This is a genomic window from Streptomyces sp. SID12501 (assembly GCF_010550245.1).
Lineage (GTDB): Bacteria > Actinomycetota > Actinomycetes > Streptomycetales > Streptomycetaceae > Streptomyces.
Genome location: NZ_JAAGLU010000003.1, coordinates 285,564 through 296,888, shown reverse-complemented (window position 1 = coordinate 296,888; position 11,325 = coordinate 285,564). Strand labels below are relative to the sequence as shown.

General features: G+C 69.0%; 13 protein-coding genes. 6 read left to right on the top strand and 7 right to left on the bottom strand.

What is annotated here, in order from left to right; genetic code table 11:
• Positions 1-67: 67 nt before the first annotated feature.
• The gene (locus tag G3I71_RS04825; RefSeq protein ID WP_239148891.1) at positions 68-583 is read left to right on the top strand and encodes a GbsR/MarR family transcriptional regulator; all 516 of its coding nucleotides are present in this window, start codon (positions 68-70) and stop codon (positions 581-583) included.
• 106 nt (positions 584-689) lie between these two features.
• Here G3I71_RS04825 and G3I71_RS04820 read toward each other — a convergent pair whose 3' ends face one another.
• Both G3I71_RS04820 and G3I71_RS04815 read right to left on the bottom strand, forming a co-directional pair.
• On the bottom strand, positions 690-1,040 hold the full coding sequence (locus G3I71_RS04820; RefSeq protein WP_164312641.1) for a hypothetical protein: 351 nt from the start codon (positions 1,038-1,040) through the stop codon (positions 690-692).
• Positions 1,028-1,483 carry an ATP-binding protein gene (locus tag G3I71_RS04815; RefSeq protein ID WP_164312640.1) on the bottom strand — a complete coding sequence of 152 codons (456 nt, stop codon included), beginning with the start codon at positions 1,481-1,483 and terminating at the stop codon, positions 1,028-1,030. Before G3I71_RS04815 ends, G3I71_RS04820 begins: the two co-directional genes overlap by 13 nt.
• A gap of 173 nt (positions 1,484-1,656) precedes the next feature.
• Here G3I71_RS04815 and G3I71_RS04810 point away from each other — a divergent pair, with 173 nt between their 5' ends.
• The gene (locus tag G3I71_RS04810) at positions 1,657-2,526 is read left to right on the top strand and encodes a helix-turn-helix transcriptional regulator (RefSeq protein ID WP_164312639.1); all 870 of its coding nucleotides are present in this window, start codon (positions 1,657-1,659) and stop codon (positions 2,524-2,526) included.
• Positions 2,523-2,732, top strand: coding sequence for a DUF397 domain-containing protein (locus G3I71_RS04805; protein WP_164312638.1), 210 nt, complete (start codon positions 2,523-2,525; stop codon positions 2,730-2,732). Before G3I71_RS04810 ends, G3I71_RS04805 begins: the two co-directional genes overlap by 4 nt.
• Before the next feature lie 38 nt (positions 2,733-2,770).
• On the opposite strand, the gene G3I71_RS04800 is transcribed toward G3I71_RS04805, so the two are convergent.
• The gene (locus G3I71_RS04800; protein ID WP_164312637.1) at positions 2,771-3,349 is read right to left on the bottom strand and encodes a maleylpyruvate isomerase N-terminal domain-containing protein; all 579 of its coding nucleotides are present in this window, start codon (positions 3,347-3,349) and stop codon (positions 2,771-2,773) included.
• Positions 3,350-3,472: 123 nt separating this feature from the next.
• A complete protein-coding gene (locus tag G3I71_RS04795) occupies positions 3,473-3,718 on the bottom strand; it encodes a hypothetical protein (protein WP_239148889.1) in 246 nt (81 codons plus the stop codon).
• A gap of 135 nt (positions 3,719-3,853) precedes the next feature.
• Between G3I71_RS04795 and G3I71_RS50185 the strand changes: the two genes are divergently transcribed.
• Positions 3,854-5,509, top strand: coding sequence for a hypothetical protein (locus G3I71_RS50185; protein WP_203729296.1), 1,656 nt, complete (start codon positions 3,854-3,856; stop codon positions 5,507-5,509).
• A gap of 210 nt (positions 5,510-5,719) precedes the next feature.
• Here G3I71_RS50185 and G3I71_RS04785 read toward each other — a convergent pair whose 3' ends face one another.
• Positions 5,720-7,249 (bottom strand): APC family permease, encoded by a 1,530-nt coding sequence (locus tag G3I71_RS04785; RefSeq protein ID WP_164312636.1) that lies wholly within the window; start codon positions 7,247-7,249, stop codon positions 5,720-5,722.
• Positions 7,250-7,393: 144 nt separating this feature from the next.
• Here G3I71_RS04785 and G3I71_RS04780 point away from each other — a divergent pair, with 144 nt between their 5' ends.
• On the top strand, positions 7,394-8,788 hold the full coding sequence (locus G3I71_RS04780) for an ethanolamine ammonia-lyase subunit EutB (RefSeq protein WP_164312635.1): 1,395 nt from the start codon (positions 7,394-7,396) through the stop codon (positions 8,786-8,788).
• Positions 8,785-9,594 (top strand): ethanolamine ammonia-lyase subunit EutC, encoded by an 810-nt coding sequence (gene eutC / locus G3I71_RS04775; RefSeq protein WP_164312634.1) that lies wholly within the window; start codon positions 8,785-8,787, stop codon positions 9,592-9,594. The genes G3I71_RS04780 and eutC overlap by 4 nt, the downstream gene beginning before the upstream one ends.
• Positions 9,595-9,683: 89 nt before the next feature.
• Here the strand turns inward: eutC and G3I71_RS04770 are convergent, their stop codons facing one another.
• Together G3I71_RS04770 and G3I71_RS04765 are read right to left on the bottom strand one after the other, a co-directional pair.
• Positions 9,684-10,100 (bottom strand): DUF6086 family protein, encoded by a 417-nt coding sequence (locus G3I71_RS04770; protein WP_164312633.1) that lies wholly within the window; start codon positions 10,098-10,100, stop codon positions 9,684-9,686.
• A gap of 248 nt (positions 10,101-10,348) precedes the next feature.
• On the bottom strand, positions 10,349-11,239 hold the full coding sequence (locus tag G3I71_RS04765; RefSeq protein WP_164312632.1) for a diacylglycerol kinase: 891 nt from the start codon (positions 11,237-11,239) through the stop codon (positions 10,349-10,351).
• Positions 11,240-11,325: the final 86 nt, after the last annotated feature.

The following is an 11,325-nucleotide window of genomic DNA, read 5'->3' as shown; positions in this document are numbered from 1 at the left end:
GAACGTACACTTATTTCAGAAGTTTGTGAAGTTAAGGAAATATATGAATGGTGGATACACTCCGCGTATGACGACGGAACCGAATCCGGGTGCGGCAGAGAGCGGGCGGGACCCCGAGGCGGTGTCCAAGTTCGTCGAGGGCTTCGCCGCCCAGCTGGTCGAGGCCGGAATGCAGCGCATGGCCGCCCGGGTCTTCGCCGCGCTGCTCGCCTCCGACGCCGGCGCCCTGACCTCGGCCGAACTCGGCGAACAGCTCCAGGTCAGCCCGGCCGCCGTGTCCGGCGCCGTGCGCTATCTGTCCCAGGTGCACATGGTCTCGCGTGAGCGCGAACCCGGCTCGCGGCGCGAGCGGTACCGGGTGCACAGCGACCAGTGGTACGAGGCGCTGACCAGCCGTGACGCCATCCTCAAGCACTGGGGGCAGACCCTGCGCGTGGGCGTCGACAGCCTCGGCGCCGAGACGCCCGGAGGTCAGCGCATCGCCGAGACGCTCGCCTTCTTCGAGTACCTGGAGGGCGAGCTGACCCAGCTGATGGAGCGGTGGCGGGAGGAGCGGGCCAGGACTTTCGGGCAGGGGGCCTGACGGCCCCACCGCCAGCTCCGAGGGGCGACGCGTAGACAGCCTTCGGCGGCCTGCGCACGTTGTCCTGTGCCTGCGAGGGGCGTGCCGACGGTGCCGGAGGTTCCGTTCACCAACTCCCGTGGTGGTGTGGCTTCTTGACTGCGTTGGTCTTCTCGGCTCGGAGTACGTAGAGGCGTACGGGGTCGTCGTACGGCGCCCAGGCCACGGGGCGGTGAGGCGGGTTGACCACGGATGCCTGCCAGCAGTCTTCTTCGGGGAGGAGCGGGTCGGTCGGGCTCGCGCGCCGGTGCCGGTCCCTGCGTCGGCGTCGGGCGTGGTGGGGGTTGGGCAGGGTCCAGACGTACGGGTCCGGGGTGCGTGGGGGCTGAGTGACGGCGGGGATGGCTGGTGGGCTCGGCGTGCGGGGGCGGAGTGCGGCGGTCAGCGTGGTGATCAGTCGGGCGGTCAGCCGGAGCATGCGGGGGCGGCTTCCGGGAGCGGGAAGGTGGCCCAGGAGCATTTGGTGAAGCGGCGCAGTTCGTATCCCCATTGTTTGGTGAGCGCCGAGATGACGGCCAACCCGCGCCCGTTCTCGTCGTGTTGCCCGGAGGTGCGGGGTGCCGGGGTCTTCTCCTTGTCGGGGTCGGATACCTCCAGCAGGAGTTGGGTGTCCTGGAGGGTGAGGGTCACCTCGACGAGGGAGAAGGTCACTTCGCAGTGCTGCACGGAGTTGGTGACGAACTCGGTGGCCACGAGGGCGATGTCGGCGGCGAGTTCGGTGGGCAGGCCCCAGTCGGCGAGGACTTTTCGGACCTGGGCGCGGGCGTCGGGGACGTTTCTGGGGTGCTTGGGGATGCGGAAGGTGGCTGTTTGGCGGGGCTCGGGCTGGAACTGGGCCTGGGGTGAGGTGGGTTCGGGCATGGCGGTACCCCCTGACGCTCGGTCATGTTCGCGCTCTGTGATGGAGCGTGCACACTGAGGCTAGAGCCACAAAGGAGATGTCCGCAATCTAAAAGCCCGCATGCATGCGGTATTACTAATTGTTCGATTGCTGCCCTGTCCTACAGTGAGGTTGCGACAGAGAGGGGTTTGCAATGCCCGCAGGGGGACGACCGACCGTGCGCAGCAGGCGACTTGGGGCTGCGCTAAGGAGGTACCGGCAGGCGGCCGGGTTCGACCAGCCGCAGGCCGCCGAGGTGATCGCGGCACATCAGACCAGGGTCAGCCGCATCGAAACCGGACATGTCATCGCTCGCCCCATCGAGATTCGGGCGATGCTGAAGGCGTACGGCGCCGATGAACCCGAAGTGCGGGTGAAGTTGGAGGAGTTGGCCAAGCAGTCGAACCGGCGCGGCTGGTGGCTCGAACATGCCGCGCACCTGCGTCCGGACTACCTCGACCACATCGCGCTGGAGGACGACGCGACATACATCCGCGAGTGGCAGCCGGTTCTGGTGCCGGGGCTCCTGCAGATTCCGGCCTACACGGAGGGAAATATTGCGGCCGACCCCAACTATGTTGCTCCAGAACTGGTCGCTGACCTGCTGAAGGTGCGAAAGGTGCGGCAGGCCAAGATCGAGGAGGGCGGGGCAACGTACAGCGCCATCCTCTGGGAAGGCGTCGTCACGCATCCCTTGGTGAGCACCGAGGTTCACCGGGACCAGTTGTCCGCGATCCTTGAGATCGGGACGCGGAAGAACGTCACCGTGCAAGTGCTGCCGTTCGGCGCGGGTGCGCTGGCGGCCCTGACCTCTGCCTTTTCCACCTTCAGCTTTGACGCGGAGCCGATCGTCGAGGCTGTCACCTTGGAGAATCTGCGAGGCACATCAGTCCTCGAAGGGCCCGAGGATCTAACCGCTTACGCCAACGCCTACGACCTACTACGCTCGGCAGCACTGGCGCCGGACGCGAGCGCGAAGCTCATCCGGCGCGCACTGCGGACCCCCAAGGAAGACACATCGTGACCGAGGTTGTAGGCCCCTTCCTGAAGTCGTCGTACTCCGGGACACAGAGCAACTGCGTCGAGGTGGCCCCCACCGCCACCGGCGGCCGTGCCGTACGCGACAGCAAGGACCAGACCGGCCCGATGCTCACCTTCGCCCCCGGCGACTGGCAGGCGTTCATCGCCGGGGCCAAGCCCGGGGTGTTCGGCCACTCCGCGCGAGGCTGAAACTCGCCTGGTGCTGTGACCGGGAACGTTCGCCGGGGTCAGCTCGATCGGCCTGATCGTGCTGCTTCCCACCTCCATGAGGTTTGGCGAGGGAGGCCGTCGAGTTCTCCGCGGCCGGTGCACCAGAGGAGTACCTGCGTGGGGTCTCCAGGCGGGGCGGCGGGGAAGAGCCGGTTGAGTACTGCTGCGCTCAGCGGTGCTGGTGGCAGCCAGTCGACCGACAGTCCCTGCGTGATGTCGTAGGTGTGCAGCAGGGCTTCGGCGACGCCCATCGCCGCGAAACCTTCGGGGTCACACGGGCCCCAGTGCCAGGCACTCAGGGTCGGATTGGCTGTGGCCAGGGCGCTGCTGAGCAGTCCGCCGCAGGCGGTGACGGCCTGGAGTACTTCGGCCGGCGAGGCAGTGGGGCGAACGTTCAGGTCGATGGGAAGGTAGGCGTCGGCGGGCTGTGCTGCCAACTGCCCTGCGTAGGCCAACAGGTCGTGGCCGATGTGGGCTGCTGTTTGCCAGCAGGTCCATTCGAGCGGCCCCGCCGGCACCGTCCAGTCCTCGGCGGTATGGGGGCCAAGCACACGCAGCATCTCTGCCACGGCGGCATCGACGTCCTGATGGTCCATGCAGAGCTCCTCGCGGTCCGTCTATGGGAGTGGGCTGTGCCGGTTGTCTGTCCTTCACGCCGCCGGGCATCTGGCACGTCCACCCCGGCGGATGCCTTTCTCGCTGCGGATGCGGGCACGCTCTCAGTGTTGTGTGGCGAGCACGTCGGGGTGGCAGGCGTTGGCGTTGCGCCCGTGCAGCTTGCGGTGCAAGGCCCGGGTCTGCGCAGGATGGCTTCGGTGGTGGGACTTGGCCAGGGTGAACTGCCGCAGCGGTCCGAAGCGGGTCTTGATCGGGTTGGCCCAGGAGGCATAGGGGGCGCTGCCTGCTGGCCGGTACCGGTCTGTGGCTGTACGGGGGCAGGGCAGCCGGGTGTCCGGGTGGCCCACTCTTTGGTCTTGCGATCTGTGAAGCAGGTATCGAAGGGCAAGAAGAAAGGGGCAGTGGCCGCAGAACGGCGAGTGCCCCTTCAAGTCTGCTCTCAACATAGCACGGACTCTCTCGGACGGGCAGGACGCTGTGCGGTGATCGACTACGGTGTTCCGATGTCATCGCTCTCTGCTTCGGATCCCTATGCCCGACACGTGCTGGCTCGGATGGCGGACTACTTCACCGACGAGGGCACGCCGTGGGCTCGTCGACTGTGGGACATAGGGTCCGTGCTGGCGCTGGAGGAACTGTGGGAGGCCGGCCACTGGCAGGCCCACGGGGTGCTGTCACAGACCGCGTGTGATTGGCAGCGCAATGAACTCAATGCCCTCATCGGTCCCGACCGCGGCCTCGGCGACCGCGAGCTGCGCAAGGAGCTCACGGAGCTGCTGAAAAAGCCGCTGCCGGATCCGAGCCCAGCCCGTCGGCGGCTCAAGGAGATCATCGGGCACGTGCGGGTCGGCTACCTGCAACGCTGGGCAGCCGCCGTGAACGTTCCTGCCGAGAAGCGCGTCAAGCCGGAGCGCTATTCCCGCATGGTCGCCTCACATCTCCTGGATTTGGGATACAGCGCCAGCCACTTGAAGGCATGGGCGAACGATCTCTATCAGGTCCGTGCGACCACGGCCGACATCGCGGACAGCGCCGCAGGACTCGCCAGGACCCCGGCCGGCTTGTTCGAGGTGCTGGTGGTGCTGGAGAAGGTGCCCCGGCGGGAGCTTGCCGAGCCGCTGGAGAATTGGCTGGGCAAGGGCCAGGTCGTGAACTGGCTGCGCGAGCACGGCCACGACACATCGGGTGTCCGTCCTGGAGGCGGGTTCCTCTACCAGGTTCAGGCCCGCGACCCGTTCAGTGCCGCCGAGCAGGCACGGCAGTTGGTGGAGCGTATGACCGCACGCGCCCAGTTTCTGCGCAGGGATCGGGGCGGTGTAGAGCCTCTCCCGTATATCTGGGTCGCCGGCCACCCGCGATCCGTCCCGCTCGAACCTCCGGCTCGGGGTGCAGATGTACTGACCCTGGTCAACGAGGGACACCTGTACCGGATCACCAGCCGGCGGAGCCGGATCGACGACGCGCTGGAACTCGCGGCTGCGGTCAATCGTGGTCCGATGGCTCCGGCCGTCGCGGGGGCCTGGGCCGCTGTGGAATCGCTCCTGTCACACCCGGACGACCCCAAGGAGAACGAGCGCTCGGGTAAAGCGGTCGCAGCTGACCGGATGGCGGCCATCATCGCCTGTTCCTGGCCCCGCGCCGAACTCACTGCTCTCGCACACCGTCACAAGCCCCGGAACGCAGACGTTCTCAGCCGCGCGATCGACGCCTGCGCGACGAATCAGGAACGCGCCAGACTGGTGGCAGAGGCACTAAGGGTCAAAGGAGCCGAGACGCTGGACTTCACCAGGGCATCCACCAAATACTCCGACAATCCTGCCGCTCAGCGCATGGCCGACCTCGTCCAGGACCCCCGACCGGTTCTGAACGAAGTGGCGGGCGCCTTCCGGATCGCGCTACGACGCCTGTACCGCACTCGGAACATCATCCTGCACGGGGGTGCCACGCGAGGCGTGGCACTGGAAGCCTCGCTACGTACCGCCGCCCCGCTGGTAGGCGCGGGCCTGGACCGCATCGTGCACGCTGCGTATGCCGAAGACCTTGTCCCGCTGGACCTCGCTGCCCGTGCCGAGGTGGCCCTCCAACTCGTCAATGGTGAAACCGGGCTCTCCGTAGTCGATCTGCTGGAACCCGTCTGAATGCACCCTCGGCGCTGAGGGTGCCCGGCGCATCGCTGAGACGCTCGCCTTCTTCGAGTACCTGGAGGGCGAGCTAGCTGACCCCGCTGATGGACCGGGGACACGAGGAGCGCGCCAGGACACCTTCGGTCAGGGTTCCTGAGGCGCCGTACGGCGCCTCAGGAACCCTGACCGGTGTTGGGGCAGCCCAAGTCCTCAACTTCCTTGCTGCTAACGCTCCTTGGTCTCCTCCAGCACCGTCCGCCCCAGCAGTGCGTACCGGTCGGGGGCGCGGTACTTGAGGTAGGTGGCGTAGCCGATGCCGCCCGCCGCGATCAGGGCGACCAGCCACGGTGTCGACTTGAGGACGAGTGAGCCCGATTCCGTGCCCGCCGCGGCGCCCATGTTGGACACCAGGAGCACCACGACCGCGAGCATCGCGACGCCGCCGACGAGCGGGGCCGTGAACGTCCGGAACCAGTGGCGGCTCTCCGGGTGGTGCTTGCGGAAGTAGGCCAGGACCGCGAAGGAGCAGACGGCCTGGACGACGAGGATCGCCATGGTGCCGAGGATGGCCAGCAGGACGTACGTACCGTTGTACGGATCCTTGTGCGCGGCCCAGAAGGCGAGCAGCAGGAGGGCGCTGATGATCGTCTGGACGAGGCCCGCGATGTGCGGGGAGCCGTGGTCGGCGTGGGTGCGGCCGATCGTCCTCTTGAGGGAGGGGATCACGCCTTCGCGGCCCAGGGCGTACATGTAGCGGGCGGCGCAGTTGTGGAAGGCCATGCCGCAGGCCAGCGAGCCGGTGATCATCAGCCACTGCATGACGACGACCGCCCAGTGGCCGACGTACTGCTCGGTGGGGTTGAAGAACAGGGCGAGGGGGTTCGAGGAGGAGGCCGCCTTGACCGCCGCCGCCTCGCCGTTGCCCGTGATCGCCATCCAGGAGACGAAGACGTAGAAGACGCCGACGCCCAGGACGCTGATCATCGTCGCCTTGGGGATGATCTTCTTCGGGTCGCGGGACTCCTCGCCGTACATCGCCGTCGACTCGAAGCCGACCCACGACCAGAAGGCGAAGAAGAGGCCGAGCCCGGCGCTGGTGCCCTGGAAGGCGTTGACCGGGTTGACCGGGGCGAAGGTGAAGCCGTTCGGGCCGCCGCCGTGCAGGGCGACCGAGATCGCCATCGCGGCGAGGATCGTCACCTCGGTGCCGAGCAGGACGATCAGCAGCTTTTCGGCCACCGACACCCCGAACCACGTGCCCGTGGCGTTGATCGCGAGCATGACGATCGCGAACACCCACCAGGGGACGTGGACGCCCGTCTGGTCCTTGATGGTGTCGGTCGCGAAGGTCGAGAAGATGCCGATCAGGGCGGGCTCGAAGACGACGTACGCGAAGGTCGCGAGGAGCCCGGAGGCGAGACCGACCGTGCGGCCGAGGCCGTAGGAGATGAAGCCGTAGAAGGCGCCGGTGGACGTGATGTGCTTCGCCATCGACGTGAAGCCGACGGCAAAGATTGCCAGGACGACCATTGCGACCAAGTAGCTCGCCGGGGCGCCGATGCCGTTGCCGGACGACACCATGAAGGGCACGTTGCCCGTCATCGCGGTGATCGGCGCGGCCGTGGCCACGGCCATGAAGACCACGCCCAGCAGGCCGATCGCGTTCGGCTTCAGCCGGTGGACCGTACCGTCGTCGTCGGTCCCCGTCCCTGTGTCCCTGTCTGCCGCCGGGGCTACGCCCTCGTCCACTGCCATCGGGTGGCCCCTTCCTGTATGCGCTGCCGGTGGAGTGGAACTCTGTAGTCCGAATGAGTCGTTCAAGGGTGTCGGCGCGTTAAATGTTTGTCAACCAGACCTTTAGAAATCTGACGGCAACACGTGGCTCGTACGGTCGTCGCCATGAGCACGTACACCTCCACACTCGGCGGCCACCGCTACCGCTTCGACTCCCTCGCGCGCCTGCTCGCCGCCGCGAGCCCCGAGCGCTCCGGCGACCGGCTGGCCGGCCTCGCCGCGGACTCCGCGCAGCAACGGGTCGCGGCGCGCTGGGCGCTGGCGGAGGTGCCGCTGGCTCAATTCCTCGCCGAGCCCGTCATTCCGTACGAGGACGACGACGTGACCCGGCTGATCGTGGACACGCACGACCTGGCCGCCTTCGCGCCGGTGGCCGCGCTGACCGTGGGCGGGTTCCGGGAGTGGCTGCTGTCGGAGGCGGCGGACGCGGAGGTACTGGCCGCCGTGTCGCCCGGGCTGACGCCCGAGATGGTGGCGGCGGTGTCCAAGCTGATGGGGAACGCCGATCTGGTCGCGGTGGCCCGGAAAGTGCGGGTCGTGACCGCCTTCCGGTCGACCATCGGGCTGCCCGGGCGGCTGGCCACCCGCCTCCAGCCCAACCATCCGACCGACGACCCGGCGGGTGTCGCGGCAGCCCTGCTGGACGGGCTGCTGCTCGGCTCTGGCGACGCGGTGATCGGCATCAACCCGGCGACCGACAGCCCGAGGGCGGTACGCGACCTGCTGGAACTGCTGGACGGGGTCATCCAGCGGTACGCGATCCCCACGCAGTCCTGCGTGCTGTGCCATGTCACGACGAGCGTGGACCTGATGGAGCGCGGGGCCCCGGTCGACCTCGTCTTCCAGTCCATCGCGGGTACGCAGGCCGCGAACGCCTCGTTCGGGGTGACCCTGGGGCTGCTGGACGAGGCGTACGCGGCGGCGGGGGAGCTGAACCGGGGGACGGTCGGGCACAACGCCCTGTACTTCGAGACCGGGCAGGGCAGCGCGCTGTCCGCCGACGCGCATCACGGGGTCGACCAGCAGACGGTGGAGGCGCGCGCCTACGCGGTGGCCAGGCGCTACGACCCCCTGCTGGTGAACACGGTGGTCGGCTTCATCGGCCCCGAGTACCTCTACGACGGCCGCCAGATCCTCCGCGCCGCCCTGGAGGACCACTTCTGCGGCAAGCTGCTCGGCCTGCCCATGGGCCTGGACATCTGCTACACCAACCACGCCGACGCCGATGACGACGACGTGGCGACGATGCTCACGATGCTGGGGGTCGCGGGGGCGTCTTTCGTGATCTGCACGCCGGGCGGCGACGACATCATGCTCAACTACCAATCCGCCTCGTACCACGACGCGTTGTACCTCCGCGAGGTCCTCGGGCTGCGCCCGGCACCGGAGTTCGAGGCGTGGCTGGACGGCATCGGCCTGCTGGACGAGCGGGGAGCGATCCGGGACGTCTCCGGTACGGCACATCCGCTGACGGCGATCGGAAAGGAACTGGCGGCATGACGGATCGTCAACTGTCGGCTGTGGCCGATGACTTCACGATGTGGGCGGCGCTACGGCGGCACACGCAGGCCAGGATCGGCCTGGGCCGCGCGGGCTCGGCCCTCCCCACCCGCCACCGCCTGGAGCTGCAGGCCGCGCATGCCGCCGCCCGGGACGCGGTGCACTCGCCCTTCGAACCGGAGATCGTCGCGGCCGGCCTGACAGGCGAACCGACGGTACGGGTGCGCAGCGCCGCCGGTGACCGGTTCACGTACCTCCAGCGCCCCGACCTGGGGCGCCGTCTGGACGACATCGACCGTGCGCATCTCCCCGGCGGTGACTGGGATCTGGTGTTCGTCGTGGCCGACGGGCTGTCCAGCCGGGCGGTGCACGAGCACGCGGCGCCGATGGTGCGGGCGACCACGGCACTGCTGGACCCGGGGCTGCGGGTGGCGCCGGTGATCCTGGCCGAGCAGGCGCGGGTCGCCCTCGGCGATGACGTGGCCCACGCGATGGGTGCCGCGATGGTGGTCGTCCTGATCGGCGAACGGCCAGGCATGTCGGCGGCGGACTCGCTGGGCGCGTATCTGACGTACGCCCCGCGCCCGGGTACGACCACGGACGCGGACCGCAACTGTCTGTCCAACATCCGGCCCCCGCTGGGCCTGACGTACGAGACGGCGGCGGGGAAGCTGGCGGCGCTGATGGTGAGGGCGCGGGAGCTGGGGGCGACAGGGGTGGGGCTGAAGGACGAGTCGGATTCGCCCCCGCCGCCTCTACCTGTCCCGTCCCTGGGGGCTGCCGCCCCGGACCCCGCTTCGCCCTGAACGGGCCCTGTCCCCGAATCGCTCTCGCAGGGGGACCCCGGACGGGCGGAAAGACCGGGCCGGGACGGGACGGGCAGGGGCAGCGGGGGTCAGCGGGCCATGGACCGGTCCAGCTCGCGGGCTTGTTCGCGTGCGGTGCCTGCCCAGTCGTGCTGTGGGAATGCCGGCACCTCGATGTCCGTCCGGCCCTCGTGGCCCATGCGTGGTTCCGGCCAGTCCACGCGGATGCGGGCCCGTTCCCCAAGGGCCAGCGCTGTGGCGATGAACCCGGCGCTGAGGGCGTCGATGACGCGGTGCTGCGTACGGTCGCGCCACGTCAGCAGGGCGCCGACGAACGCCTCGTAGACGACCGGGTCGACCTGGCACTCGTCGCTCTCCATCGGCCCGATGCCCGACGGGACCCCCAACACGTCCTCGTACAGCCCGACTTGCCCGACGAAGAGCTGGGCGGCCCCGTTCGACGGATTCCACAGAGTCTCGTCGCCCATGTCGAAGTACTGGCTCATGGCTGCCCCTCCTGGCCGTGATCGCGGAGTGCAGAGTAGGCCGGGGGATCCGTCGGAGTCAGCCGGTTTTCGCGGCTCCGGCCCGTTCGGCGGTCCTCAGGGCGTCGTGGCCCGGACGGAAGGCAGCGGCCAGTGGCCGCGACGCGGTGGCCCGGGACGCCATACCGGGCCGTCCCGGCTGGTACGAACCGGATCGTGTCGCCCGTGTCGCCCGTGGCTTCCGTGGCCTGGTCGACGAGTACGAGCACTCACCCCGGCAAGGTAAGCCCCCACGCCCCCTCCCGCACCACCCACGTCCGCCGCCGCACAGGCCCGCTGACCAGCCCCGCGTCCGCCCGGTACCGGAAATCCGCCCCGGACACCGTCACCCGCGCCCCCACCGCTCCCAGTGGGGACGCCTCCGCCCCCACCGACACCGGACGGATCTCCACCCGGGCGCCCCCGGACACCCCGGGTGTCAGTGTCACCGCCTCCACCGGCTGGTCGAGGTCCACGAGGGTCACCCCGTCCACCTCGACGCGCAGCCGTGAGGGCCTGGGGCCGCCCGGCAGCGGGGCCGACCGGGCTCCCCGCGCTCCTCGGACCGGCCGTGCCGCCAGAGTCCGTACCAGGGACTGGCAGCTCCGCAGCCAGGGATGAGCCGCGCCCCCCGTGTCCATGTCGGCCTCGCCGGAGCCGTCGGCGTCGGCCGGCCCCCGTAGCGCCGGAATGCGCACCGCGCCCACCACCACCCCGTCGCTGTCGTCGACGAGGAGGTCCAGCCGGCGTTCGGTGCCCTCCAGGACGGCCCGGGCCGCGGCCACCGCGCCCGTGGGGACGCCGAGGGCGCGGGCGAGGGAGAGCGCTTCGATCGCGCCCACCGGGACGATCGACAGTGCGCATCCGGCCAGTTCCCGCTGCCGGTGCAGCAGGGCCACCGTACGCAGCAGGGCCCGGTCGTCGCCGATCACCACCGGCCTCCGGGAACCCCTCCTGGCCAGTGCCCGAGCGAATTCCTCGGGACTTTCCGGGAGGCACACCTTTGTTCTCGCACCCGCGCTGAGCACGTCTTTCGCGATTCGTACAGACTCGCCGTCCGTCCGCCGGGCGACCGGGTCGATGACCACGAAAAGCTGGTCGGAAGTCGCCACCTCGGTCATGCCTCGCTTCCTCGGGTAGCATCTTTGTGCAAGAGCCCCTTGCGCTATTGCGCCAGGGGCTTGGTCTATTCCGGGGCATCCGGGTC

Coding starts and splice junctions, on each gene's coding strand:
- G3I71_RS04825 (WP_239148891.1), top strand. CDS start 68: ATGACGACGGAACCGAATCCGGGTGCGGCAGAGAGCGGGCGGGACCCC.
- G3I71_RS04820 (WP_164312641.1), bottom strand. CDS start 1,040: ATGCTCCGGCTGACCGCCCGACTGATCACCACGCTGACCGCCGCACTC.
- G3I71_RS04815 (WP_164312640.1), bottom strand. CDS start 1,483: ATGCCCGAACCCACCTCACCCCAGGCCCAGTTCCAGCCCGAGCCCCGC.
- G3I71_RS04810 (WP_164312639.1), top strand. CDS start 1,657: ATGCCCGCAGGGGGACGACCGACCGTGCGCAGCAGGCGACTTGGGGCT.
- G3I71_RS04800 (WP_164312637.1), bottom strand. CDS start 3,349: ATGGACCATCAGGACGTCGATGCCGCCGTGGCAGAGATGCTGCGTGTG.
- G3I71_RS04785 (WP_164312636.1), bottom strand. CDS start 7,249: ATGGCAGTGGACGAGGGCGTAGCCCCGGCGGCAGACAGGGACACAGGG.
- G3I71_RS04780 (WP_164312635.1), top strand. CDS start 7,394: ATGAGCACGTACACCTCCACACTCGGCGGCCACCGCTACCGCTTCGAC.
- eutC (WP_164312634.1), top strand. CDS start 8,785: ATGACGGATCGTCAACTGTCGGCTGTGGCCGATGACTTCACGATGTGG.
- G3I71_RS04770 (WP_164312633.1), bottom strand. CDS start 10,100: ATGAGCCAGTACTTCGACATGGGCGACGAGACTCTGTGGAATCCGTCG.
- G3I71_RS04765 (WP_164312632.1), bottom strand. CDS start 11,239: ATGACCGAGGTGGCGACTTCCGACCAGCTTTTCGTGGTCATCGACCCG.